This window comes from Novosphingobium bradum, from assembly GCF_042646485.1.
GTDB lineage: Bacteria > Pseudomonadota > Alphaproteobacteria > Sphingomonadales > Sphingomonadaceae > Novosphingobium > Novosphingobium bradum.
This window is the reverse complement of the sequence record NZ_JBHRTQ010000007.1, coordinates 330,856-355,527: the sequence shown is the minus strand read 5'-3', so window position 1 is coordinate 355,527 and position 24,672 is coordinate 330,856. Positions and strand designations below refer to the sequence as shown.

At 67.7% G+C, this 24,672-nt stretch carries 19 protein-coding genes; 9 read left to right on the top strand and 10 right to left on the bottom strand.

The annotated features are described in order from the left end of the window. Nucleotides 1-7: 7 nt before the first annotated feature. The 6 genes from ACFOD9_RS07610 to ACFOD9_RS07585 all read right to left on the bottom strand — a co-directional run bounded on the left by ACFOD9_RS07610 (nucleotide 8) and on the right by ACFOD9_RS07585 (nucleotide 9,420). On the bottom strand, nucleotides 8-628 hold the full coding sequence (locus ACFOD9_RS07610; RefSeq protein ID WP_379509484.1) for a gluconate 2-dehydrogenase subunit 3 family protein: 621 nt from the start codon (nucleotides 626-628) through the stop codon (nucleotides 8-10). 296 nt (nucleotides 629-924) lie between these two features. Next, nucleotides 925-3,378, bottom strand: coding sequence for a TonB-dependent receptor (locus tag ACFOD9_RS07605; protein ID WP_379509483.1), 2,454 nt, complete (start codon nucleotides 3,376-3,378; stop codon nucleotides 925-927). Between the two features lie 171 nt (nucleotides 3,379-3,549). After that, entirely contained in the window at nucleotides 3,550-4,176 is a 627-nt protein-coding gene (locus ACFOD9_RS07600) for a TetR/AcrR family transcriptional regulator (RefSeq protein WP_379509482.1), read from the bottom strand. Between the two features lie 173 nt (nucleotides 4,177-4,349). Beyond that, nucleotides 4,350-4,676: a hypothetical protein gene (locus ACFOD9_RS07595; RefSeq protein WP_379509481.1), complete on the bottom strand. Its 327-nt coding sequence runs from the start codon at nucleotides 4,674-4,676 to the stop codon at nucleotides 4,350-4,352. A gap of 83 nt (nucleotides 4,677-4,759) precedes the next feature. Next, a complete protein-coding gene (locus tag ACFOD9_RS07590; protein ID WP_379509480.1) occupies nucleotides 4,760-8,167 on the bottom strand; it encodes a glycosyl hydrolase in 3,408 nt (1,135 codons plus the stop codon). A 197-nt stretch (nucleotides 8,168-8,364) separates the two neighbouring features. Further along, entirely contained in the window at nucleotides 8,365-9,420 is a 1,056-nt protein-coding gene (locus ACFOD9_RS07585) for a LacI family DNA-binding transcriptional regulator (RefSeq protein ID WP_379509479.1), read from the bottom strand. A gap of 88 nt (nucleotides 9,421-9,508) precedes the next feature. On the opposite strand from ACFOD9_RS07585, the gene xylB reads away from it, so the two are divergent. The 8 genes from xylB to ACFOD9_RS07545 all read left to right on the top strand — a co-directional run bounded on the left by xylB (nucleotide 9,509) and on the right by ACFOD9_RS07545 (nucleotide 18,100). Continuing rightward, complete coding sequence (gene xylB / locus ACFOD9_RS07580; protein WP_379509478.1) at nucleotides 9,509-10,948, top strand: xylulokinase; 1,440 nt, start codon at nucleotides 9,509-9,511, stop codon at nucleotides 10,946-10,948. An 11-nt stretch (nucleotides 10,949-10,959) separates the two neighbouring features. Next, entirely contained in the window at nucleotides 10,960-12,273 is a 1,314-nt protein-coding gene (gene xylA, locus ACFOD9_RS07575) for a xylose isomerase (RefSeq protein WP_379509477.1), read from the top strand. A gap of 93 nt (nucleotides 12,274-12,366) precedes the next feature. Continuing rightward, nucleotides 12,367-12,750 (top strand): c-type cytochrome, encoded by a 384-nt coding sequence (locus tag ACFOD9_RS07570; protein ID WP_379509476.1) that lies wholly within the window; start codon nucleotides 12,367-12,369, stop codon nucleotides 12,748-12,750. Between the two features lie 29 nt (nucleotides 12,751-12,779). After that, a complete protein-coding gene (locus ACFOD9_RS07565; protein ID WP_379509475.1) occupies nucleotides 12,780-13,712 on the top strand; it encodes a ThuA domain-containing protein in 933 nt (310 codons plus the stop codon). Further along, nucleotides 13,709-14,848, top strand: a complete 1,140-nt coding sequence (locus tag ACFOD9_RS07560; RefSeq protein WP_379509474.1) for a Gfo/Idh/MocA family protein — start codon at nucleotides 13,709-13,711, stop codon at nucleotides 14,846-14,848. Before ACFOD9_RS07565 ends, ACFOD9_RS07560 begins: the two co-directional genes overlap by 4 nt. 13 nt (nucleotides 14,849-14,861) lie before the next feature. Continuing rightward, nucleotides 14,862-15,917, top strand: coding sequence for a sugar phosphate isomerase/epimerase family protein (locus tag ACFOD9_RS07555; RefSeq protein ID WP_379509960.1), 1,056 nt, complete (start codon nucleotides 14,862-14,864; stop codon nucleotides 15,915-15,917). 31 nt (nucleotides 15,918-15,948) lie between these two features. Continuing rightward, on the top strand, nucleotides 15,949-17,235 hold the full coding sequence (locus tag ACFOD9_RS07550) for an MFS transporter (protein WP_379509473.1): 1,287 nt from the start codon (nucleotides 15,949-15,951) through the stop codon (nucleotides 17,233-17,235). A 4-nt stretch (nucleotides 17,236-17,239) separates the two neighbouring features. Further along, nucleotides 17,240-18,100 carry a sugar phosphate isomerase/epimerase family protein gene (locus tag ACFOD9_RS07545; RefSeq protein ID WP_379509472.1) on the top strand — a complete coding sequence of 287 codons (861 nt, stop codon included), beginning with the start codon at nucleotides 17,240-17,242 and terminating at the stop codon, nucleotides 18,098-18,100. Between the two features lie 30 nt (nucleotides 18,101-18,130). On the opposite strand, the gene ACFOD9_RS07540 is transcribed toward ACFOD9_RS07545, so the two are convergent. Continuing rightward, nucleotides 18,131-19,345, bottom strand: coding sequence for an ROK family protein (locus ACFOD9_RS07540; protein WP_379509471.1), 1,215 nt, complete (start codon nucleotides 19,343-19,345; stop codon nucleotides 18,131-18,133). Between the two features lie 194 nt (nucleotides 19,346-19,539). Between ACFOD9_RS07540 and ACFOD9_RS07535 the strand changes: the two genes are divergently transcribed. After that, entirely contained in the window at nucleotides 19,540-20,592 is a 1,053-nt protein-coding gene (locus ACFOD9_RS07535) for an alpha/beta hydrolase (RefSeq protein WP_379509470.1), read from the top strand. A 34-nt stretch (nucleotides 20,593-20,626) separates the two neighbouring features. On the opposite strand, the gene ACFOD9_RS07530 is transcribed toward ACFOD9_RS07535, so the two are convergent. From ACFOD9_RS07530 to ACFOD9_RS07520, 3 genes are read right to left on the bottom strand one after another with little or no spacing between them, the layout of a single operon-like run. Further along, nucleotides 20,627-21,508 carry a hypothetical protein gene (locus ACFOD9_RS07530; protein WP_379509469.1) on the bottom strand — a complete coding sequence of 294 codons (882 nt, stop codon included), beginning with the start codon at nucleotides 21,506-21,508 and terminating at the stop codon, nucleotides 20,627-20,629. Then, entirely contained in the window at nucleotides 21,508-22,842 is a 1,335-nt protein-coding gene (locus ACFOD9_RS07525) for a DUF1552 domain-containing protein (RefSeq protein ID WP_379509468.1), read from the bottom strand. Before ACFOD9_RS07525 ends, ACFOD9_RS07530 begins: the two co-directional genes overlap by 1 nt. Beyond that, nucleotides 22,839-24,419, bottom strand: coding sequence for a DUF1592 domain-containing protein (locus ACFOD9_RS07520; protein WP_379509467.1), 1,581 nt, complete (start codon nucleotides 24,417-24,419; stop codon nucleotides 22,839-22,841). Before ACFOD9_RS07520 ends, ACFOD9_RS07525 begins: the two co-directional genes overlap by 4 nt. Nucleotides 24,420-24,672 lie beyond the last annotated feature (253 nt).

Sequence of the window (24,672 nt, the reverse complement as noted above, 5' to 3'; positions counted from 1 at the left end):
CTTCTATTCAGTAGCTGACGCCGCCATCGGGGCGGGTTTGCGGCGTAACCGGCACGGACGGCACCCATTTGCCCGGCGCGTGCACATAGGGCAGCTCCTGGGTGAGCGCGGCTTCGGAGAAATAGTAGGCCGTGATGACCAGCTCCTTGAGCTTGGCATATCCCGGATTGGCCACCTTCGGGCCGGACATCATGTCCGCAGCTGCCACTGGACCGGTCCGCGGCAGGGGCGTGGTCGCCGCCTTGTCGTGAGGCTTGAGCAGGGCGAGGCGCGCGTCGGGCGCCAGCGCGGCGAAGGGCTTGCCCTGCGCCTTGGCCGACAGCTCGTCGATCTCGGTCAGCGCGCGCGCCAGTTCGACCCGGCGCGGCCCCGAGGCCCAGTTCGCCAGCAGCCCGTCGACGACCTGGGGCACGCCCGCCTCGATCGCGCCGGCGGTGTCGGTCCTGGGGATCACGGTTTCGGCGAAGGCCGCCAGCGTGGCCATGTGCGGCGCGTCGAGGTAGGTTTTCGCCGCCGCGCCCTTGCGCGCCAGCAATGGCGACCCGATGCTGGCGACAGCGCTCGCGCCCACCAGGGCCATCATGCGCTGCATCAGCGCCCGGCGTTCGATCATGAAGGAATTGGTCATCGGCTGATGCTCCGGCTTCCCGCCCTGCGGACGGCAACTGTTTCGGTGCAGTGAATTAGGCAGAGCCACTTGAACTCGGCGTGTATGTCGGCGATTCCTGCTTCGGACGACGGCGCGGCCGGTCAATCCATCCGCAAATCAGTCTTTCAGACGCATCCTGCCGCGTAGCCCGCGGTCAATGTCTTGTCGTGCGAGTGGGAACCCGATGAGGCTCCCGCCCGGTTTCCACCGCCTGACGGCGGGGAAAAATGGTGCGGGCGTCACGATAAGCGACGCCCGCACCCAATTCAATCCAATCAGCGCGAACCGAAGGCGTAGCGCAGCTGGATACCCACTTCGCTCGGCAGGGTCGTGCTGACCTGGTCGTAGCCCGTGGCACCGAACGGCGCATACATCGCGTCGATCGGAAGGCGGGTCAGCTCCTTGCGAACATTGAAGATGTTCTTCGCGAAGGCGCCCACTTCCCAGGCCCCGTCGCCGCCGGTGACGCCGGCGAACAGATCGGTGATCGCATAGGCGCTGGTCGGACGGGTCGAGGTGCCGAAGTTCTTGCTCTTGCCCTGGTAGTTCAGGTTGAACCGGACGTAGCCCGAAAGCTGGTCGTTGATCGGCATATCATAGCTGCCGTTCAGGTTCGCCTGGAAGTAGGGCGACGGGGTCAGGTCCTGGCCCTTTGCCGAAGCGCAGGTGTTGATCGGGTTGGCCGCCGTGATCGGACGGGCAACGCTATCGTTGCACGGGATGACACCGCCCTGCGAGGTGATCTTCGCGTAGCTGGCCGTGGCGTTGAGGCTCAGGCCATCAAGCGGCTTCAGGCCCAGCTCCGCTTCGACACCGCGCACGCGGGCATCGACGTTGCGGAAGAACGCCAGGTTGGTGGTGCTGACCTGCCCGCTGGTGGTGTTGTAGTACTGGATCCCCTGGAAGGTGGTCAGCTGCCCCTTGTAGTTGATCTGGTAGGCCGCGATGTTGAACCGGATGCCCGGCGCAAGCGTGGTCTTCAGACCGACTTCATAGGAGGTGGCCTTCTCCGGGTTCGGGTTGCTCAATCCGACCGGCAGGCCGGTGTTGGCGACCGCCGGCAGACCGCCGCGATAGGACGTGCCCACCGTTGCATAGGCCAGGATGTCGTCGCCGAACTTCTTCGACGCCGACACGTTCCAGATCGTGGCGGTGTGGCGGTTGGCGTAGGACTCGTTGATGGTGCCAGCCGCGATCGGCAGGTCGCAGGTCCCCGCATAGCTCGGGCTGTCGACCACACCCGCCAGCGCCGGCGAGACAAAGCCGAGGAACGCACAGGGGAAACCGGTCAAACGCGGATCGATGCTCGCGGGGGTGCCGAGGTTGATGAAGCCGGCACCGATCGTGGTGTTCAGCGCGAGCGGGGTATGATCGGTGATGTGACGGATGCCACCGGTCAGCTCGATGTCGCTGGGCAGGTGCAGCTGCACGCTGCCGTAGGCCGATTCTTCCTTGCGCTGGATGCTGACCCCCAGGCCGATCGGCAGGGTATAGCGCGACAGCGGCGAGGTCACCGAGCCCGGCGTGAAGCCGAAGGCACCGGAAAGGTAGGTGTGCTGCAGCAGGCTGGTCGGCGCATTGGCGAAGAAGTTGTAGTAGCCAATGTCATAGTCGATCAGGTGGCTGCCGCGCTGCGACGACAGGCGGATTTCGTGAATGGCATTGCGACCATGCGGAACATTGTTGGTCGGCACGCCATCGAAGCCGGGGATCTGGTTCGCGACATCCTCGCGGCCCACGCCGCGGCCCACGCCCCATTCACCGCCGTAGTTGTAGGACAGGGTATGACCCAGCACGTCCCACTTGGCATTGACGGTGACGATGTCATCGTCGGAGTTGACCACGTTGCGCTGCTCACCGACGGCCAGCTGCTGCTGGGCAGTGATGACCGGGCCGTTGTAGCCAGCGCGGATGCCGAGGGCGGGAACGCCCGGGCTGCCGGAACCGGCAACCTGGGTGAAGAAGCCACCCCGGGTCGCGGTGTGCTGATACATCGCGAAGACTTCAACCGTGTCGGTCGGCGTGAACAGGGCCGAGACGCGGATCTGCTTCTGCTCGATCTTGGGCTTTTCGGTCGAGTTCACGCTCGACACGTTGTTGCCACGCGTGGTGTCGTAGTTGCCGGCAATACGCAGGCCCAGGACATCACGGACGACGGGCAGGTTGACCGCACCCTGGACGCCATAGTGATCGTGAGTGCCGGCAACGCCCTGCACGTAGCCGCCGAATTCGCCCAGGTTGGGACGGCGGGTCGAGACGGTGATGGCGCCCGAGATCGACGGCGCACCGCGCGAGGTGCCCTGCGGACCGCGCAGCACTTCGATCTGGCCGATGTCGAACAGGCTGGAGAGGCCGACGTTCGGCCCGAAGCTGGCTTCGTTCAGGTAAACCGGAACGGCCGGGGCGCCGGAAGCCGGCGACCAGCGCACGCCGCGCAGGATGATCGCCTGGTTGGAACCGGCGGTGTTCGGCGGGGTCAGCGTCAGGCCGGGAGCCAGCTTGGCGACTTCTTCCGAACGGGTGATGCCCAGCTTCAGGACCGTGTCACGCGAGATGACCGAGACGCTGACCGGGACGTTCTGCAGCGATTCCTGCGAACGGCGGGCGGTAACGATGATCTCATCGGTAACCGCGGCACCCTGAGCGGGCGCTTCCTGCGCGTTGGCGGAACCGGCGCTGACAGATGCGAGCGCGGTGGCAGCAAACAGACTGATTTTGAAGCGATTCATTGAAACTCCCCCATGATAAGGCCCTTCCGATTCCGCGGCTCTATAAATTTTCCCGCGTTTAGGTCAACGGTGCCGTAGACAAATTGTCACAAAAATCTGGTAGAATGTTAGCGCTATCGCGGCGGGGGAAAAATTCCCTCCCGAAAATGCGACCCTTGCTTTGTGCCCGCGTCAGCCGCGCGAATCAAGCGTTTCGTTGGCCCGTTCGAACGGTTCACCGAGAATCAGGGCGCGGACGAGATAGTCCAGATCGGCCTCGCTGGTCCCCCAAACGAGGCTCGCATTGAAGGCCACCCCGTTGACGGCATTGAGGACGAGATCCGCGCGATCCGCCCCGGGCAGGCCCTGCCGCTTCATGGCCGCGGCAAGTTCGGCGCGGTCACGATCGCGGCGCAGCGTGACATCGGCCAAGAGGTGCGCGGCATATGCGGGGCGGACCTGGGTTTCGGCCAGGATGAAGCGATAGCACTGGCCCATCACGGGCTGCTGAAACCATTCGATGAGCTGGCGGGCAAGGCGCAGGACATCGGCGACCGCATCGCCCGTGTCCGTGAACTCGACGACCGAAATGTACCGCCCGAAGGCCGCATAGGCCGCATCGACCGCCGATGGCCAGCGCAGGTAGAAAGTCTTCTTGGTGATCTCGGCCCGTTCGCAGATCCGCTCGACCGTGAGCCCGGAAAAGCCACCCTCGGCCAGAACCTCCAGGCAACTGGTCAGCAGGCGTGCCTCAAGCGCCGCATCGCGCGGGCGCCCCCGACGCCGTTTCAAGCTGGCCACTTCAGCCGGCGCGTTCATTGCGCGCACCGCCGGTTGGCAGGGCCGATCGGCCTTGCGCGGAATTCGTCCATCTGCCCCATCCCCATCTCTTGTCAGGCGGGGACATAAAGGCGAACGCGCGGCTGGCAAGATGGTTCTGCCCTGCCCGCGCAGGTCGACACGGAGCGCCTCGCGGCGCTCCGTGTGCAAGGTCAGTTGGCCTTGGCGATCTTGGCCAGGTCCTGATCGACCTTGCCGAGGGCATCGTCGGTCAGGATGTCGGCCGCGAAGCCCTGGATCTGGCGGAGCGTCATCGCCCGGGCCATTTCGATCTGGGGATTGGTGGAGAAGCCGGGAAGATACTTGTCGAGCACGGCCTTGGTCGCCGGGGTATCGACCAGGGTGCCGATGTCGGTGGTCTCGGTCGAATAGGCCGGCGCCGGGGCGGCGGCGGGCGCCGGGGCATCGACGGCCAGCGCGGCCGAGGCGGGAGCCAGCCCGGCGATCATGGCGAGAGCGGCGATGGTAGCGGTCTTCATTCGTTCAGTTCCTTTGCAGTTCGAGACAGATTTACAGGCAATCAGATGAATACAGGGCAACGCGGCGGGGCTGCGCCCCTGCCCTAGCGCCGTTCGCGCAGGAGCGTAACCGGGCCGAGCAGGCCCGAGGGCCGGAGCGGGGCATCGGCCTTGTAGGTCGGCAGCGGGGTCCAGGTGGTCTTCTTCGCGCCGGGCTGGGCATCGCCGATCAGGCGGTTGACCCACAGGTTGGCGACCTTGACCTCAAGCGTGTTGCGGCCCGGATGCACCGCCGATCCAAGGGCGATGCGCCACGGTGCGTGCCAGGCATAGCCGACGTCCTTGCCGTTCACCCGGACCTGCGCGATATCCCCGACATTGCCGAGATCCAGCCACAGCGGCTGCCCGGCGCGCCCGCGCGGCACGGTGAAGGTGGTGGCATAGGTGGCCGTGCCCGAGAAGTACTTGATCCCGGGATCGGCATTCTCGTTGAGCGGGGCCAGCCTGGCCAGGCTGGCCTGTTCGGGCGCGCCGCGGCCGCTTTCGAAGCGCACGGTCCAGGCGCCGTCCAGCCGGGCCGCGGTGTCGAGCACCGGCGGCGCGACGACCTGCTGCGCCGCGGTGGCCGGCTTGCGGAACACCACGAAGACCGCATCATCGGCCTGGAGCGCCAGGGGCACGATGGTGACGCCGTTTTCGATGCGGTAGCTGACCGGCTCGGCCTGGCCGGTTTCCGGGCGCCACAGTTCGGGCTGGCGACCATCAACGCGGAACCGCGCCTCGATCGCCTGCGGGGCGGCCTGGCGATTGACGAGGTAATAGGCATCGCCATCGCCGCTGCGGCGATGCACGAACGGGATCGAGACATCGCCCCCGGTTCCGGTAAAGGTGAAGTCGGGGGCAACGCCGATCTGCTTCAGCGCCGTTTCGACATCGGTGCCGGCGATGACCCGGCCCTTGCCCACGGCCCCGCCAGTGGCGGTCGGCCACAGCTTGCCGACCAGATCGGCCCATTCGGCGGTTTCGGCCGGGCCGGCATCCGTGCCCGTGGGGGTCGATTGCGGGCGATTGCCGATGATCGTCGCCCCGCCCTGCGCCAGCTGCGCCAGCCGGCGCAGCGTGGCCACCGACATCCGGTAGGACGAACCGCCGAGATAGAGCGCCTTGTAGCGCGCGCCGCCGGTGGCGACGATATCGGCGCCATCGGTGGACAGGTGGTTGGCCAGGGCGTCGAAGTTCACGAAGTCATAGGCGTGGCGGACCGGGGCATCGGCCACCGGCTTGTCGCCATAGAGCCCGGTCAGCGGGGCTTCCTCGCCGTAGAAGTAGCCGACATCGGCCACGTTGCGGCCCTGCTGGAGGAGCAGGCTCGAGCGCGCGATGTAATCGACCCAGGGCCGGGCCATTTCCGCCCAGGTATCGTTGCGGTTGAAATACTGGCCGAAGATGAACAGCGACAGGCCGGGCTTGCGATCCTCGACCGGCACGTGGACCGAGGTGTGGATCACCGGGCGGTTGACGCCGGTCACGAACATCAGGTCGATGACCCGCTTCAGGTCCTTGGGGGCATAGTTCCAAGGATTGAGCGAGGCGGTCAGCGATTCGGCGGCGACAAGGTTCTGGCCGTAGATATGGGCGACCGAGGCCGCGCCCTTGATATCGGCGAGATAGGTGGGGACCGGGCCGACCTCGCGCGAATGCATCCACATCGCCGCCATCGGCACGTCGGTGTGGCTCCGCATGGTCATGTCGTCGCCGTGGGTCGGGCGATGGTCCTCGAGCGCTTCGCCATAGACCTTGAGGCCATTGGCATGGGCCACCCGGGCCAGCGTGCCATAGTGCTCGCTGGCCATCAGGTCGGACAGGGTCCGGCGGAAATCGAACAGGAAGCGGTCGCTGTCCTCCCGGCTGCCGATCAGGGTGCCGGTCAGCACGGGGAGCCACGGGGTCGGGTCGTAGCCGCGCAGGCGCTTGAACTGCTCGACCAGCCGCGGGGTCCAGTTGGCCGCGCCAATCTCGATCGAATCGGTCAGGATCGCCCGGACCCCGTGCGCGCCCACCATGTCGGCGCCGGCGGCATCGCGGTACATCCCGATATAGTGATCCATGTAGCGCTGGACCGCCTCGCCATCGAACTTGTCGACCTCGAGCCCGGTGGCCTCGGGCGGGGCGGGATGGTTGGTCTTGCCGACCAGCGAATAGCCCAGGCGAATGATCTTCCAGGCGCCGCCCGGCGCGTTCCACGCCAGGGTGCCATCGGGCCGCAGGTATTGCGTGACATCGATCACCCGGGTGGCCGGCACGCCGATCGCGCCATCGCCGGGGCCGGTCAGCGCGTAGTAATCGGCCACGGTCGAGAAGCCGGCCTTCACCTCGCTGCGATCGACCGCGACGTCATTGGACAGGCTCAGTTCGGCCAGCGCCATCGGCGTGGCCGCCGCGCCCTTGCCCATATCCATGACGTTGAAGGCGAGGCCCGGCGCGGGCGAGGACAGGGTGCTCACCACCGCCTTGGGCGGCGTGAAGGTGACACGGAATTCGCGCGCGGTGGTGGGCGCGAAGGCCAAGGTGGTCGGCACCGCGTCGAGTGGCATGGCGGCAAGCGTGCGCCAGGCATCGCCCTCGCGCACTTCCAGCCTGGCCTCGGCGATCGGGCCGAGGATGCTGCGCCCGCCCGGGACGAACAGCTTGAACGAGCGGACCTGCCGGGGCGCGGCGAAGGTCATCAGGACGGAACTGGGCGCGCCCTCGCCCGGCCGGGCGATCTTCGCCATGGTGGTCAGGTCGCCATCGGCCAGCCGCGTTCCATCGAGCGCCTTGCCATCCGACGTGACGTAGGCCGGCAGGGGCGTGGCGGCAGGCGACGTGGCGGGCACGGCCAGAACGGCAACATCGCGATAGAATTGCGGGCGCTGGGCCGCGCCCTTGGGCGTGATGAATTCATCGAAGCCCTTTTCCGGCTCCAGGTTCTGGAACGGGCCGGTCTGCCCAGACGGCGCGGCGATCTTCACCGACAGCTTGCGGCCACCGGCGATCAGGGTTTCGCTCCACACCAGCTTCTTGAGGCCATCCTCGGGCTTGACCCAGGGGCCACCGGTTTCCGACCAGCCCGGCGACGAGGCGATGGTCAGCTCCAGCCCGCGCCGATCGGCCTCCTGCGCGGCGAAGCGGAAGGCGTCCTTCCATTCCGGGGTCATGTAGACCAGCCGGTTCTTCACGATCTGCGGGGTCATCAGGTTGACGTCAAAGTTCTGGAGGCCGCCGATGCCGACGCGCTGCATCCAGTCCATGTCGCGGGCGATGCCATCCTTGGTGATGTTGCCGTTCATCCAGTGCCACCACACGCGCGGCCGCGCGGACGACGGCGGATCACGGAACTGATCCTCAAGCGCGGGTGCCGCCCCCGGCGCCGGCCCGGCCGGCGCAACGGGCGTTTCCTGGGCCAACGCAGGCACGCCTACCAGGGCGGTGGCGAGAATGAGCGCCTTGCGGAACTTGCCTGCGAATTTCATGATCGAACTCCTCGTCGCCGGGGTCAGGAATGCGCCGATGGCGATCGAATCCTGCCTGTATTATTTATTTCGATACCCGATTTAATTTTCCGAGGGAAGTGCGCCCGATGCGCCAGGGCGCCGGTGATCCGCAATATGCCTGGCAGGCCGATGGCGACGGCCACCGTTTGGCGGGGCACACGGCGGTGCCGGCGCCCTCACTTCGGCGGCACCGCCCCGTCGGACTCGCGCCCCACCAGAGTGAACTTCAATTGCATGGGCCGCGGGGCCGGCGCGCCAGGCTTGCTGCGCTTGACCAGCGCCTTGACCGCGATCCGCGCCATCTCCGTGATCGGCTGGCGGATGGTGGTCAATTCCGGCCAGATCGTGGTGGCCATGGCGGTATCGTCGAAGCCGCAGATCGAGATGTCGCGGGGGACGTCGAGCCCCTGCTGGTGCGCGACGGCCACCGAGGCGGCGGCCATGTCGTCGTTGCTGGCGAAGATCGCGGTGGGACGGGGCTTGCAGCCCAGCAGTTTCCGCGCAGCGGCAAGGCCCGAGCGATAGGTGAAGTCACCATTGGCGATGAGCCGGGGGTCGGCGGCAATCCCCGCCTCGGCCAAGGCCCGTGCGAAGCCGGCCCGGCGCAGCGCGCTGGCTGTCTGGTTCGGGTTGCCGGAGATGAAGCCGATGCGGCGGTGGCCCTTGGCGATCAGCCGCGCGGTCATGGCATGGGCGGCAGCCTCGTCGTCGATGGCGACCGAGGAGGCCTGCGGGTGCGGCTGGCCGGTGGCGACCTGGGCAATCGGCATCCCCTGCTCCAGCATCGCCGCGATCAGGCGGGCATCGTCGCACAACGGCGGCGGCAGGAGGCAGGCATCGATGCGGTGATCGGCCAGTTGCACCGCGATGGCCGCCGGATCGGGATTTTCGGCGCAATGTTCGACCAGCAATTGCGCCCCGCTGGCGCTCGCCTCGCGCAGCGCGCCGACCATGAATTCGCTGAGATAGGCGGCGCTGGGGTTGGAGTGCAGCAGGGCGATGCGGAACTGCTTGCCCCCGGCCAGGCTGCGCGCCGCCTGGTTGGGCACGTAGCCCAGTTCGGCCACCGCGGCGAGTACGCGGATGCGCGTGGCTTCGCGGACATGGGTGTCGCCATTGACCACGCGCGACACGGTCATGGCGGAAACGCCCGCCTTGTGCGCCACGTCGGCGACGGTGGGGCGATGCTCTCCCCGTCGCCTTCGCGGCGTGCCGGATTGGACTTCGGTCATCGGCCGCGCATATCCGGGCACAGGCCCGGTCACAAGCCCTTGGCGAATCACGATGGTAGCGCTAACTTGCGGGCCGGGAGATATTTTCGTGTTTCTTGGCATCGATATTGGCACCTCGGGGTGCAAGGCCGTGCTCGTCGGAGCGGACGGCGCACTGGCCGCACAGGCCAGCGCGCCGCTTGATGTGTCGCGCAGCCAGGCCCTGTGGGCCGAGCAGGATCCGGCCGACTGGTGGGCGGCCACCGAGGCCGCCGTGCTGGCCTTGCCGGCCGACCTGCGCGCGCAGGTCATGGGCGTGGGCCTGGCCGGCCAGATGCACGGCGCGACCCTGCTCGACGCGCAAGACCGCCCCTTGCGCCCCGCGATCCTGTGGAACGATGGGCGCAGCTTCCGCGAATGCGCTGAGCTTGAAGCGCGCGAACCGCGCAGCCGGGCAATCACCGGAAATATCGCGATGCCCGGGTTTACCGCGCCCAAGCTCGCCTGGGTTCGCAAGCACGAGCCGGATATCTTCGCGCAGGTGAGGACTGTCCTGCTGCCCAAGGACTACGTCCGCCTGCTGATGACCGGCGAAAAGGCCAGCGACCTTTCCGACGCCGCTGGCACGCTGTGGCTCGATTGCGCCGCGCGCGACTGGTCGGACGCCATGCTGGAGGCCTGCGATCTTGACCGGACCGCCATGCCGCGGCTGGTCGAAGGCAGCGACGTTGCCGGCACCCTGCGCGCCGACATCGCGGCCCGCTGGGGCATGGCGCCGGTTCCGGTGGCCGGCGGAGCGGGCGACAATGCCGCGGGCGCGGTGGGCATGGGCATGGTTCATGATGGCGACGCCCTGCTTTCGCTCGGAACATCGGGGGTGGTGTTCGTGGCGACCGGGCAGTTCCGGCCCAATCCGGACCGCGCGGTCCATGCCTTCTGCCACTGCGTGCCCGATATGTGGCACCAGATGAGCGTGCACCTTTCGGCCGCCTCCTGCCTTGACTGGGGGGCGCGGCTGGCCGGCACGGACGTTGCCGGTTTCCTCGCCGCGGCCGAGCGGGCCGGGCCGGCGGCCGGGCCGGAGCTGTTCCTGCCCTACCTTTCCGGCGAGCGTACGCCGCACAACGATCCGCTGGTGCGCGGCGCCTTCCTCAAGCTCGACAACGATACCGATCCCGGGCGCCTGGCCGCCGCGGTGCTTGAAGGGGTGGCCTTTGCCCATGCCGACGGCCTGGCCGCGCTGCGCCAGGCAGGCACGGGAATCGAGACGCTCGCGGTCATCGGCGGCGGCTCTCGTTCGCGCCATTGGGGGGCGATCCTTGCCGCCGTGCTGGATGTGCAACTGCACTATCTGGATGGCGGTGAAGTTGGCCCGGCCCTGGGCGCGGCCAAGCTCGCGCGGATGGCCGTCACCGGAGAACCCGCCTCCGCCGCCTGCACCAGGCCCGCGGTGCTCGACACGATCGATCCCGACCCCACGCTGGCCGCGCGTCTTGCGCCCAAGCTCGAAACCTTTCGCGCGGCCTACCGCGCGGTCAAAGACCTTTAGAAGGAACTCCCATGTCAGCCGAATATTTCGCGCCCTTCGAGACCGTCCGCTACGAAGGCCCGGAAACCGCCAACGACCTTGCCTACCGCTGGTATGACAAGGACCGGGTGGTCATGGGCAAGCGCATGGAGGACCACCTGCGCTTCGCCGTGTGTATGTGGCATACCTTCTGCTGGCCGGGCAGCGACGTGTTCGGCGCCGGCACCTTCTCGCGCCCCTGGCATGACGGGCCGAACGACGCGGTCCGCGCCCGGGCCAAGCGCGAGGCGGCGCTGGCCTTCGTCGAGAAGCTCGACCTGCCGTTCTACTGCTTCCACGATGTCGACGTGATGGCCGATGCCGATGATGTCGCCTCGTTCCGCTCGTCGTTCGCGCAAGCGGTCGATCATCTCGAGGAGCTTCAGGGCCGCACCGGCCGCAAGCTGCTGTGGGGCACCGCCAACCTGTTCAGCCACCCGCGCTACATGGCCGGCGCCGCGACCAACCCGGACCCGGAAGTCTATGCCTGGGCGGCCATGCAGGTGCGCGACTGCCTTGAGGCGACCCACCGCCTCGGCGGCGCCAACTACGTCCTGTGGGGCGGCCGCGAAGGCTACGACACGATCCTCAACACCGAGATCGGCATCGAGCAGGCGAACTTCGGGCGCTTCCTCAACCTGGTGGTCGAGCACAAGCACCGCATCGGTTTCACCGGGACCATCCTGATCGAGCCGAAGCCGCACGAGCCGACCAAGCACCAGTACGATTTCGACACCCAGACGGTCTACGCCTTCCTCAAGCGCTTCGGGCTGGAGAACGAGGTCAAGGTCAACATCGAGGCCAACCACGCGACCCTTTCGGGCCACACCTTCGAGCACGAGATCGCCATGGCCCGCGCGCTGGGCATCCTCGGTTCGATCGACGCCAACCGCGGCGATCCGCAGAACGGCTGGGACACCGACCAGTTTCCCAACTCGGTCGAGGAGACCACCCTCGCCCTCATCGAGGTGCTGCGCGCCGGCGGCCTCGGCAATGGCGGCTTCAACTTCGATGCCAAGGTGCGCCGCCAGTCGGTCGATGCGGTGGACCTGTTCCATGGCCACATCGGCGGGGTCGACACGATCGCCCGCTCGCTGCTGCGCGCCGCCGCGATCCTCGAGGATGGCCGGCTCGAGGCTTTCCGCGCCGAACGTTACGCCGGCTGGCAGGGGGACCTGGGCCGCAAGATCCATGCGCCCGAAACCTCGCTCGCCGACATCGCGGACCTGGCCATCCAGTCCAACCACGCCCCCGAAGCCCGCTCGGGCCGGCAGGAGTGGTGCGAGAACTATATTGCTCGATTTTGAGCGAAAATGAAGGCAAACAGACGGTCAACGGACAAGGCGGCACCCTTTGCGGGGCCAGCGCGTTGACCGAATCCATCGATGACGGAGTTTAGGATGAAAACCGGTTCCAAGATCGTTTCGAGCGCGCTGGCCGCGGCGATCGTCGCACTGTCCGCCGCCCCGGCCCTGGCCGCCCCGCCCGCCCCGGTGGTCGACCAGGTGTTCCACCAGCGTTGCGAGGCCTGCCATTCGACCGCCAAGGGCGCTCGCCCGGGCATCGGCCCGAACTTGGCGGGCGTGGTGGGCCGCACCGCCGGCTCGACCGCGTTCAATTATTCGGACGCCCTGAAGAAGTCGGGGATCAAGTGGACGCCGGCCAACCTCGACCGGTTCCTCACCGCGCCCTCGCGCATGGTTCCGGGAACGCGGATGGCCGTGGCCATCTCCGACCCGGCCCAGCGCGCGCAGCTGATCCGCTTCCTGTCGCGCGCCCGCTGAGCGCAAGCGGGGGTTCAAGGGAGAGAGACATGGTCCGCAAGATCCTGAAAATCGCAGGCATCGTGCTGCTCGGGCTGGTGGCGATCATCGCCGTGATCGCAGCCAGCCAGTGGGAGTTCATCCAGCGGATGCTGCTGGGCGGACTCAAGGTCTACGAGACTGAGCCGCCCGCCATGCCGGCCGAGATCAAGCACCCGGCCCTGCTCGTCTTTTCCAAGACCAACGCCTTCCGCCACGAAGAGGCCATCCCCGCGGCCAACGCCCTGTTCGACGACCTGGCGCGCCAGCGCGGCTGGACCGTGTTCAAGACCGAGAACGGGGCCACCTTCTCGCCCGCCATCCTCGCCCGGTTCGACGCCGTGGTGTTCTCCAACGTCAGCGGCGATGTTCTCACCCTGCCGCAGCGCCAGGCCTTCCAGAACTTTGTCCAGAACGGCGGCGGCTTTGTCGGCATCCACGCAGCGGGCGACAATTCGCACACGGCCTGGCCCTGGTATGTCCAGAACATCATCGGCGCCAAGTGGATCGGCCATCCGATGGACCCGCAGTTCCAGAAGGCCACGGTGCGGGTGGAAAACCACGAGCATCCGGCCAGCGCCACCTTGCCCGCGGCCTGGCAGCGGGTGGATGAATGGTATTCCTACGAGAAGTCGCCGCGCGGCGTTCCGGGGCTGACCGTGCTCGCCACGCTGGACGAGCGGACCTACAAGCCGGGCAGCCTGTGGGGCACCAAGCTGGCCATGGGCGCCGATCATCCGATCGCCTGGTGGCGTTGCACCGGCAAGGGCCGGGTGTTCTATTCCGCGCTCGGCCATACGGCCGCGTCCTATACCGAGCCGGAAAACCGGGCCTTGCTGGCAGGCGCGCTGGCGTGGTCGATGCGCCTTGAAGGCGAGGCTTGCGGCACGAAGCCGCTGGTTACCACCAAGTCCGAAGCGCCGGCCGGGGAGACCGCGAAGTGAGCCCGGTCCGCTATGGCATGATCGGCGGCGGGCAAGGCGCCTTCATCGGCGGCGTCCACCGTATCGCGGCGCGCATCGCCGGCAACTGGACCCTGGCCGCCGGCGCGCTGTCGTCCACCCCGGAAAAGGCCCGCGCCTCGGGCGCCGAACTTGGCCTCGATCCGGCGCGCACCTATGGCAGCTGGGCCGAGATGCTCGAGCGCGAGGCGCAATTGCCAGCGGACGTGCGGATCGAGGCGGTGGCGATCGTCACCCCCAACCATATGCACGCCGCCCCCGCGATCGCCGCGCTGGAGGCCGGCTTCGATGTCATCGTCGACAAGCCGCTGGCCGACAGCCTCGCCAATGCCCAGGCCATCGCCGAGGCCGCCGAGCGGACCGGGCGCAGGGTGGCGATCACCCACACCTATACCGGCTATCCGCTGGTCAAGCAGGCGCGCCGCCTGATCGCCTCGGGCAAGTTCGGCAAGGTTCGCCGCGTGGCGGTGAAATACACGCAGGACTGGCTGAGCCGGGCCTCCGATCTGGAAGGCAACAAGCAGGCCGCCTGGCGGGTCGATCCGGCCCAGTCGGGCGATGCCGGCGCCTTCGGCGACATCGGCACCCACGCCGCCAACCTGTGCGAATTCATCACCGGCGAGCGCATCACCCGCATCTGCGCGGAACTGACCATGCTGCCGGGGCGCCGGATCGACGATGACGGCGCGGCCCTGTTCCACCTTTCGGGTGGCGGCAAGGGCACGCTGACCGCCAGCCAGGTGCTGGTGGGCGATATCAACGACCTCGCCATCTCGGTCTATTGCGACGAGGCCGGCCTGCACTGGCGCCAGGAGCAGCCCAATACCATGCGGATCGGCTACCGTGACCGGCCGACCGAAATCTGGAATGCCGGGGGCAATCGCGCGTACCTTGATGCCGACATCCTCGCCATCCAGCGCACCCCCGCCGGCCATCCGGAAGGCTATCTCGAAGCCTTCGCCAATATCTACCAGGCCTTCGGCAATGCCCTGCGCGGGGTGAAGGCCGAGGGCGACGAGCCGGGCTACGCCACCATTTCCGATACGCTCGCGGGTATGGATTTCCTGCGCGCCAGCCTTGAATCGAGCCGCAAGGGCGCGGTCTGGGTCGACCTTTGAAGGAGCACGCATGATGAAAGGCCCCGCCGTTTTCCTGGCGCAGTTCGCCTCGGACGAAGCGCCGTTCAATTCGCTCGACGCCATCACCCGCTACATGGGCGGCCTGGGCTACAAGGGCGTCCAGATTCCCACCTGGGACTCGCGCCTGTTCGACCTCGAACGCTGCGCGCAGAGCCAGGACTATGCCGACGAGATCAAGGGCGTGTGCGCGGCCAACGGCGTGGAAGTGACCGAGCTGTCCACCCACCTGCAGGGCCAGCTCGTCGCCAGCCACCCGGCCTATGACCGCCTGTTCGACGGTTTCGCCCCCGCCGCGCTCCACGGCAACATCCCGGCCCGCACCGAATGGGCGGTGGAGCAAGTGAAGCTGGCGGCGCTCGCCAGCCGGCGCCTTGGCTGCACCGCACACGCGACCTTTTCCGGCGCGCTGCTGTGGCACACGGTCTACCCCTGGCCGCAGCGCCCGGCCGGGCTGGTCGAGGAAGGCTTTGCCGAACTGGCCCGCCGCTGGACGCCGATCCTCAACGTGTTCGAGGACAACGGCATCGACGCGGCCTTCGAACTGCACCCGGGCGAAGACCTGCACGACGGCGTCACCTTCGAGCGGTTCCTCGAAGCGGTGGGCAACCACCCGCGCGCCAACATCCTCTACGATCCGAGCCATTTCCTGCTGCAACAGCTCGATTACCTGGCTTTCATCGACATCTATCACGAGCGGATCAAGGCCTTCCACGTCAAGGACGCTGAGTTCCGCCCCAATGGCCGGGCCGGCGTCTATGGCTCCTATGCCGGCTGGGGCGATCGTCCGGGCCGGTTCCGTTCGCTGGGCGACGGGCAGATCGACTTCACCGGCATCTTCACAGGCCTGACCCACCACGGCTACGACGGCTGGGCCGTGCTCGAATGGGAATGCGCCTACAAGCACCCCGAGCAGGGGGCCGCCGAAGGCGCGCCGTTCATCGCGCGCCACATGATCCGCAAGGCCGACAAGGCATTCGACGATTTCGCCGGCACCGGCACCGACATGGCACTGGTGCGCGAGGTGCTGGGCCTGGATTCGGCCGGCTGAACGACAAGACAATATCGGGAGGGGATAGGACATGACGCAACAACCGCCGAACCGGCGCGCGCTTTTCTGGATCTGCGTGCTGGCGCTGTTCACCGCGGCGCTTTCGAATGCCGTGCGCGCCGGCGCCGCCAATGCCATCAAGCTGGCCGCGCTCGATCCGATCGACGCCCAGCATTCGGGCGAGATGATCGGCACGGTGCTGGGGAGTTCCTTCCTCGGCTTCGCGCTGAGCCTGCTGGTCATCAGTCCGCTGCTCGACCGGATCGGCGCCAAGCGCGCGATCATGGTCGCGGCGGCCTGCTACACGCTCGGCCCGGTGCTGGTGCTGCTGGCGGCCGGGGCGGGATCGTCGGTCTATGTCCTGCTCAACCTGGCGATGGTTGTCTGGGGGTTCGGCTGGGGCGCGACCGAGGCCTCGATCAATCCGGTGACCGCCACGATCTATGCCGATGACAAGACCGGCAAGCTCAACAACCTCCACGCCTGGTGGCCGGCGGGCGTCGTGACCGGCGGGCTGCTCAGCCTGCTGTTCTTCAAGTCGCTCGACCTGCCATGGCAGGCGCTGGTCGGCCTTTGCGCGGTGCCGGGCGTGGTCCTGGGCATCTGGGCCTCGCGGCACAGCTTCCCGCGGACTGAAAGCGCGGTCCAGGGCGTGACCTTCGGGGAAATGATGGCCGAGCCGTTCAAGCGCCCGGGGTTCTGGGTGTTCTTCGCGATCATGTTCCTCACCGCTTCGACCGAACTGGCGCCCGGCGCCTGGGTGGACGTGGCGCTGACCCAGACCCTGAACGCGCCGGGCATCATCGTGCTGATCTATGTCTCGGCGATCATGTTCGTCATGCGTCACTTCGCCGGTGCGCTGGATCGGCGCTTTTCCGACATGGGCCTGCTGCTGATGTGCACCGTGCCGGCCACCGCCGGCCTCTATCTGCTCAGCACCGCCAGTTCGGCGCTTCCGGCCCTGATCGCGGCCACGCTCTGGGCGTTCGGCGTGTGCTTCATGTGGCCGACCATGCTGGCGGCGGTCTCGCGCCGCTATCCGCGCAGCGGGCCGTGGGGCATCGGCCTGATCGGCTTTGCCGGCGCCCTGGCGATCTACTTCGTCCTGCCGGAACTGGGCCGGATCTACGACGATGCCAAGCTGGCCAAGGCCGGCGGCATGGCCGCCTTCGAGGCTCTGCCCGCCGACAGCCCGGCGCTGCACGCAGCCCTCGCCTATGCGGCGGAGAAGTCGTTCAAGACGGTCGCCATCATTCCGGTGGTGCTGTTCTTCATTTTCGGCGCGGTCAGGCTGACCGAACGCAAGCGGAAGGGTTGAGGCGATGAAGATCGGCATGAATATGCTGCTGTGGACCGGCCACGTGACGCAGGAGCACGTGCCGGCCCTCAGGGCGATCAAGGAGACCGGGTTCGACGGCGTCGAGATCCCGGTCTTGGACACCTCCGACGAAGGCCACTACCGCTGGCTGGCCGGCGTGCTCGACGATCTCGGGCTTGAGCGGACCGTGGTGGCGCTGATCCCCGACGAGGCGCACAGCCCGCTCTCGCCCGATGCCGCGCATCGCCGGGCCGCCGGCGACCACCTGGCGCGGGTGATCGAATGCACCCATGTGCTGGGCGGCCAGGTGATCGCGGGGCCGTGGTTCCAGCCGCTCGGCGTGTTCAGCGGCTCCGGGCCGACCGCCGCCGAGCTGGACCGCTGCGCCGAGGTGCATCGCGGCGCGCTGGCGCTGATGCGCGAGGCCGGGATCGTGCCCGGGCTGGAGCCGCTCAACCGCTTCGAGGCCTATCTGCTCAACACCTGCGAGCAGGCCATCGCCTATGCCGAGCGCGTCGGCCCGGGCGGCATCGGCATCCTCTACGACACGTTCCATGCCAACATCGAGGAGAAGGACCCGATCGCCGCGCTTCACGCGCTGCACGCCTCGGGCAACCTGGCCCACGTCCACATCTCCGAGAACGATCGCGGCACGCCCGGGCGCGGCCACGCCGCGATCCCGGAAACGATCCGCGCGCTCAAGGCGCTCGGCTATGACGGCTGGCTGACGATCGAGGCTTTCGGCCGCAGCGTTCCCGAACTGGCCGCGGCCACCCGGGTCTGGCGGGAGTTCTTCCCCAGCCCGGACGAGGTTGTCACCGAGGGATACAGGTTCATTCGCCAGCACTGGGACGACGCCGCCTGACCATGAAGCCGGGCGCCCGCGCGCCCGGCTTCATGCAGTCCCGGCCGCTCGCTCCGGCCCGGCCTCGGCACCCAGGTAGATCTGCTCAAGCGCAAGCGCCGCTGCGCCCTTCCACCGCCAGCCAGTCATCACCTGGTCGATCTGGACTTTTCCCCGATGGCGAAACACCGACAGCACATGGCGGTCCAGCGCGTCCATCAGGGGCGGGCGGAGCAGGTCGGCAAACCGCTGGTCTGGGGTCTGCAGGAGCAGCAGGCCCGGATCGAGGATCGCGACGAGATTGGCGAGCGCAATGCCGAGATGCTCGCCCGCGCGATCGAAGCGGGCCTTGGCCCCGGCGTCGCCAGCGAGCGCCCGATCGGCAAGCTCCTCGAAGTCCGTCTGCACCGCCGCCAGGAACCCGGCCACGTCCAGCGGCTCGCGGGCATCCGGCATCCGATCGACGATCGCGAACATCGAGGCCATGGTCAGCAGGCATCCCCTTCCCCCGCAGATGCAGGGCCGGGCTTTATCGGAAAAGTCGGTCTTCACATGGCCAAGTTCGGCATTGAGACCGTCGGCTCCGCTGGCGACCACGCCATCGGTGAACATCGCCATGCCCACCGCCTGCCCGACATGGACCAGGACGAAATCATCCACCGGCATCTCGCCAAACCAGTGATGTGCCCGGGCGAAGCAATCGAGATCATTCTCCACGGTCACCGGCAGGCCGAGGCGGCGCGAGATGATCGCCGCAACGGGCACTTCACCCATCGGCAAGGGCGGAAAGAACCGGACGATGCCGCGCTGGCGATCCACGATGGCCGGGAGCGACAAGGCCACGCGCATGATCCGATCGCGCGGCAGGCCGCTTTGGACGATGGCATCGTCGAGCAGTCCGGCCACGATCCGGGCCAGTTCGGCAAGCGAGGACAAGGCGATCATCGGCCTGCTGAAGCTGTGCAGAATCTCGCCGCCCAGATCGACGAACGTGGCCACGAATTCGCCCCCCGGAACGATATGGGCCGCCAGCGCGACCCCCGCTCGGGCATTGATCACCAGCTCGCTGCGGGGCCGCCCCCGGCCCGATGCCTTGACGCGATGCTCCTCGAGCAGCCCCATCGTCATCAGGCCGCCGGTGATCTCGGTGATGGTCGCCCCGCCCAGCCCGGTCAGCCGCGCCAGTTCGCCGCGCGATACCGGAGCGCTGCGGCGAATGGCCTTGAGCACGGCCAGCCGGTTCAGCGTCTGGGCATCGTGGCGCATCGCGTGCCTTTCCTTGGGGCCGGAAGAGGAATTTTAATCGGGCACCGAAATATTAATTTCCGTCGCCCGCTGCAATGGGGCAAAGTGCGACCCATGCCAATGGCCAAGCGCAGCACTGGTGGCAACCGCCCAAGCCAAGCACAGTCCCGGCATTCACCAATGAATAGCCGGGCCAACGAGAGGGGATTGCAAGGATGGATCTGAGCCGCCGACACCTGGCCAAGCTGGCTTTGGCCGTTGCCGCATCGAGCGCCATCGAACCCGGCGGCGTCCTGGCCCAGGCCCGGTCGGCGCGCGATGAGTTATGGTTCATCAATCCCGAGCTTCGCGGTTTCGTGAAGCAGGTGAAGCCGTTTATCGACAAGATGCCCCGGTTCACGCTCGCGAACCTGCCCACGCTCCGCAAGGGCTTCACCCCGCCGCAACCGCCGCTGCCGGCCGTCCCTTGGGAGAAGCGGGTGATCGGCGGCGCGGCCGGCCAGCCCGACGTGACCGTGTACGTCATCAACTCGCGGCCCGGCCAGCTGCGCGGCGGCATCCTGCACACCCATGGCGGCGGCTTCGTGACCGGCAATGTCGCGGGCGACCTGGTCTGGTTGCAGGAACTGGCCCGGGCGGTCGATTGCTGCATCGTCAGCGTCGATTACCGCCTGGCCCCCGAAACCGACTATCGCGGTTCGACCGAGGACAACTACGCCGGCCTGCGCTGGCTCCACCGCTCCGCCGAAAGCCTCGGCATCGATCCGGCGCGGATCGCGGTGATGGGCGAAAGCGCCGGCGGTGGCCATGCCGCGCTGCTGGCCCTGCTGGCGCGCGATCGCGGCGAGGTGCCGCTGGCGTTCCAGTGCCTCACCTATCCGATGCTTGACGACCGCACCGGCTCCACGCGCGCCGCGCCCCATCCGATCGGGGCTTTTGGCTGGTCGGCCGCTGACAACGCCTTTGGCTGGCGTTCATTCCTGGGGATGAAGCCGGGCGGCCGCAATGTCCCGGAGGCCGCGGTTCCGGCCCGGCACCGCGATCTCGCAGGCCTTCCCCCGGCCTGGATCGGGGTTGGCTCGATCGACCTGTTCGTGAGCGAAGACCTTGCCTATGCCGAGCGGCTGATCGAAGCCGGCGTGGCCGTTGAAACGCTTGTCTCGCCGGGCGCTTTCCATGCCTTCGACCGTTTTCCGGTTGGCGCCGAGGTCGCCAACGCGTTCAACGCCGCGCGGATCGCCGCCCTGCGCCGAGCCTTGAAAGGCTAGGCGCAGGGCCGGCGCTGGCTGCCGGCCCCGGAGGTCAGCGGGCGAAAACTTCCAGCCGCTGCCAAAGCTGCGACGGCGGTTCGCCGCTGCCTGGCCGCAGGGCGTAGACCGGCTTGCCCGCAAAGCTCCAGGCGCTGCCGCCCGAGGCGGCTGGCACCGGCTGCCATCCCTGCATCGGCCGGGCGGCCAATGGCGCCACCAGCGGGGCCAGCCCGCCACAATCGTTGGCGCAGGTCTGCCCCGAGCGCGGGACATACAAGGCATTGCCGGCGGCATCGAACAGCCGGAAACCCTTGCTGAACGCCCGGGCCGCAATCCCGGCGGGAAGGTCGAGATTCGCCGCGCCCGCATCATAGAGTGCCGGCTGCCAATAGGCGGTCGCCACCGGAACCCCATCGATCAGCTTGATCGGGGCTGCGGAATAGGAGGAAATATAGGGCGGCACAATCCGCTCATCGGCCAGCCTGGCCATGTCGGCGCCGACAAAGCGATAGAGCGCCCGCCCCTTGTAGGCCAGCGCCGGCCGGCCCTCGCGCTCCACCCGGCTCCACTCGCTTCCGGCGGGCAATTGCTCGGGCGGGACAAGCGGCGCCCAGTCCGCGAGACAGGTGCTGCCGCACCGATCGCGGGGGATCCGGGTGCTCCGCTTCAATGGGGCATCGAAGATGAGCACGTAGAGTGGGGTGTCATCGCTGGCCACCAGGGCGATCGCATCACCGGCATCGACCAGCTTGACGTTTTCCGGCAACGCGCGGGACTGGGACGAGGACGGCACGCGCGTCGGCACGGCAGACTGCGCGCGCGCCGCGCCCGAAGAGGCCATCAGCAGGGCCACGGCCAATCCCGCCGCCACGCGCAGCCGGGCGATGCTGGTCCGGTTGGGCGCCCGGCGCCGAAGAGAGTGCGACTGCTCCATCAGGCCATGATCTCGCCAATGGTCTTGCTGGTCTTCATGCTGTCCTGCCCCCAGGTGTCGATCGGCACGCCCATCACCTGCTGCACGGTCAGGCCGATGCGCGAGATCGGCGTACCGTTGCCGGCCACGTGGATTCCGGTCTTTACCTTGCCATTGGCGCGCCCGGCCAGCATCACCGGGATGCCCTCCACCGTGTGAGCCTTGGCAAAGTTCGTTTCCGAGTGGGCGACGACCAGGCTGTGATCAAGCAGGGTGCCATCGCCCTCCTTGAACTTGCCGAGCGTGTCCACGAACAGGCCGAACGCTTCCATGCAGCGCTCGACGAACCAGGTCGATTCGGGCTGGTAGCCAAGCTGCGGGTCGATCTGCTCCTCGTGGGTCAGCTGGTGGTGCGAGATCGTGCTGCCCGCGCGGGTCAGCGACGAGGCGGCATTGTTGAAGTTGATGTTGAACACGCTGGTCTGGTTGCAGGCGAGCCCCATGGCGAGCAGTTCGACCATCACCTTGTGATTGTCGATCACCTGCTCGATCTCGTTGCTTTGGGGCGTGGTGTCGGCCGGCTTGCGCGGCAGGGCACAGGCCTCCAGCGGGGCCGGCTTTTCCAGTTGCAGGGCCAGTTGCTGCTCCACCTGCCGGAGCGAGGTGAAGTAATGGTCGAGCTTCTCGCGGTCAGCCGCGCCCACCCGGGCCATCAGCGCCTTGCGCTGGTCGGTCACCGCGGAAAGCACGCTGTGGCGCGCCAGCATGGCTGGGTTGGGCTTGAAGTCAGCCTTGTTGGGATCGACGAATTCGTTGCCGAACAGCCGGTTGTAGAGCGCGATCGGCGAGGTTTCGGCCGGATTGAGGCTGCCCCCGCCCCGCCCGCTCAGCGAATTGGTAGCATCGCGCGTGGCCGAGATCTCGAGTGAGCGAAACCGCGTGCGCCCACCGATCACATCGGCCACCAGCACGTCGAACGAGGGCGCGGGCAGTTCCGGCTTGGCCGGCGCCACCCCGGTGCGGATGCTGACGCCACCGCTGTTGTGCGGCAGGTTCGCCTTGTCATCGAGGATGGCATCGAACCCGGACAGGATCGAGATCCGATCGCGGTAAGCCTCGATCGGCTTGAGTTCGGGCATGATATCATAGCCCGCGCCGGTCCGGGTCGGCTTCCAGCGATCCTCAGTCACCCCCAGCCCCCAGAACCAGGTGCCGAACCGCACCGGCAGGGGCATCCCATTCGCCAGCGCCGCCCCGTTGCCATCGAGGAAACAGTCCAGCAGCGGCAGAGCCACGACAGCGGCGGCGCCCCGGTAGAGGCCACGCAGCATCGATCGGCGGTCAAACTGGGTCATCGGCGCAAGACTTTCGCTGACGGTCCCTGCACGGCCACCGTCGCGGCTGACGAGAGGGCGGAACGGGCGGGAACGGACATGAATTGCGGGCTGAGCACGATCTCGCGGATCAGCGCGCGATAGCGATGCTGGCTGGCCTCGGCCGCCGCCTGGATCGCGGCGGTCCAGCTTTCGCCCAGGCGGTCAGCCGGAAGACCCGTGGCATATTCCATCGCGCGCCGGGCCATGCATTCGCTGGCCGCCGGGCTTTGCGCCATGGCCCGGGCGAGGCCCGAAAGCCCGCTGAAGGCCTTGCCTTCGAACAGGCCGGACGTGTCGATCGGGGCGCCGTTTTCCTCCAGCCGCCGGCCGCCGATGCCATCAAAGCCTTCCAGCGGCAGGCCGAGCGGATCGGTGATCTTGTGGCAGGCCGCGCAGGCCGGATCGGACACGTGATGGCTCAAGCGCTGGCGCGCGGTCTTGAGCACGGCGTTGCGGGTATCGTTGAAGCCGGAGAAATCGACATTGGCCGGCGGCACCGGCACCGGCTGGCACAGCAGCACCTCGCGGATCGCCTTGCCGCGCAAGGTCGGCGAAGAGCGCCCCTCGTGCGAGAACAGCGCCAGAAAAGCGCCCTGCCCAAGCAGGCCGAGCCGCTCCTCGCTCGCTGCGAATTCGTGCGGTTCCCACCCGGTCGAGGAAGCGACCGGAACCTGGTAGACCAGACCGAGCCGCCGGTTGAGGAAGGTGCGCGGGGTCGAAAACAGGTCGAGATAGGGCTGGTCGCGCACCAGCACGTGATCGACGATGGTCCGCAGAGCCTGCTCGCGGAAATCGTTCGCCACGCCGGCGGTGAAGCGGGGATAGACCACCGTGTCCTTCGACAGGTCGGGCAGGCGATCGAGCTGGAGGAAATCGTCGTAGAAGGCGCGCACGCCCTGCTCGGCGCGGGGCGAGGCCAGCATCCGGTCAACCTCGGCGCGAATCCCCTCGGTCGTCCTCAGGCGGCCTTGCGCGGCGGCATCGAGCAATTGCTGATCGGGCACCGAATTCCAGATCAGGAAGCTGAGCCGCGAGGCGCGCGTATAGTCGTCGTAACCCTGCCCGTCGCGGCCCACCACTTCGGCGCGATAGAGGAATTCGGGCGCCACGAGCATCGCCGCCAGACCCAGTTGGAGCCCGGCATCGCCATCGCCGACCGGTCCCGCTCCGCGCCGGGCGAGGTCGACATAGAACGCCACTTCGGCCCGGGTGAGCGGGCGACGATAGACATAGCGGCCCAGGTCGCTGAAGAAACTGGCAGCACAGGCCGGGGAAACCCTGGCCGGCAGAGCATCGGCACAGGGCAGGAAAGTGGCCCGGCGTTCCTTCGCCAGCACCTGGCCGGCGATGTCGCGCGCCATGGATTCATATTGTTCGAACCCGGCGGCGGAAATGCTGCTCTCGCTCGCCCCGGTGGCGACGAGTTCCTGGACCGGCCGGATGATCGGCTCGAACCGGCCGTTGATGCGGATGTCCGCCCCGAAAATATCGGCGATGCTGTTGCGATACTGGGCTTCGGTCAGCCGGCGCAGCGCCACGATGGACTCGGGCGCCAAGGCTGAAGCCGGGACCGACGTGGGGGCGGATGCCTTGACCGGAGCCGGCGCCGGCGGCCCCGCCGGCGCGCGCGAAACGGCCGCGAGGCTGACCGCGCAAGCGAGGACGGCAACCGTCCTGGCCGCAACCTTCGTGATCGCGGTCGCGGATCTGGCCGCTGCCTCCGCTTCTGTCGGTGCCGTCAGGCGCAGCCTCGGCCGCATATCGCTCCCCATCGATCGGTCAATTTCAGCTCCTGATAATCGCCCTTGC

Excerpts from the sequence above, each read along its gene's own strand:
- ACFOD9_RS07610 (WP_379509484.1), bottom strand. The coding sequence starts at position 628 with ATGACCAATTCCTTCATGATCGAACGCCGGGCGCTGATGCAGCGCATG.
- ACFOD9_RS07605 (WP_379509483.1), bottom strand. The coding sequence starts at position 3,378 with ATGAATCGCTTCAAAATCAGTCTGTTTGCTGCCACCGCGCTCGCATCT.
- ACFOD9_RS07545 (WP_379509472.1), top strand. The coding sequence starts at position 17,240 with ATGAAGATCGGCATGAATATGCTGCTGTGGACCGGCCACGTGACGCAG.
- ACFOD9_RS07555 (WP_379509960.1), top strand. The coding sequence starts at position 14,862 with ATGAAAGGCCCCGCCGTTTTCCTGGCGCAGTTCGCCTCGGACGAAGCG.
- ACFOD9_RS07595 (WP_379509481.1), bottom strand. The coding sequence starts at position 4,676 with ATGAAGACCGCTACCATCGCCGCTCTCGCCATGATCGCCGGGCTGGCT.
- ACFOD9_RS07565 (WP_379509475.1), top strand. The coding sequence starts at position 12,780 with ATGGTCCGCAAGATCCTGAAAATCGCAGGCATCGTGCTGCTCGGGCTG.
- ACFOD9_RS07585 (WP_379509479.1), bottom strand. The coding sequence starts at position 9,420 with ATGACCGAAGTCCAATCCGGCACGCCGCGAAGGCGACGGGGAGAGCAT.
- ACFOD9_RS07570 (WP_379509476.1), top strand. The coding sequence starts at position 12,367 with ATGAAAACCGGTTCCAAGATCGTTTCGAGCGCGCTGGCCGCGGCGATC.
- ACFOD9_RS07535 (WP_379509470.1), top strand. The coding sequence starts at position 19,540 with ATGGATCTGAGCCGCCGACACCTGGCCAAGCTGGCTTTGGCCGTTGCC.
- ACFOD9_RS07590 (WP_379509480.1), bottom strand. The coding sequence starts at position 8,167 with ATGAAATTCGCAGGCAAGTTCCGCAAGGCGCTCATTCTCGCCACCGCC.
- ACFOD9_RS07525 (WP_379509468.1), bottom strand. The coding sequence starts at position 22,842 with ATGACCCAGTTTGACCGCCGATCGATGCTGCGTGGCCTCTACCGGGGC.
- ACFOD9_RS07550 (WP_379509473.1), top strand. The coding sequence starts at position 15,949 with ATGACGCAACAACCGCCGAACCGGCGCGCGCTTTTCTGGATCTGCGTG.
- ACFOD9_RS07540 (WP_379509471.1), bottom strand. The coding sequence starts at position 19,345 with ATGCGCCACGATGCCCAGACGCTGAACCGGCTGGCCGTGCTCAAGGCC.
- ACFOD9_RS07530 (WP_379509469.1), bottom strand. The coding sequence starts at position 21,508 with ATGGAGCAGTCGCACTCTCTTCGGCGCCGGGCGCCCAACCGGACCAGC.
- xylA (WP_379509477.1), top strand. The coding sequence starts at position 10,960 with ATGTCAGCCGAATATTTCGCGCCCTTCGAGACCGTCCGCTACGAAGGC.
- ACFOD9_RS07600 (WP_379509482.1), bottom strand. The coding sequence starts at position 4,176 with ATGAACGCGCCGGCTGAAGTGGCCAGCTTGAAACGGCGTCGGGGGCGC.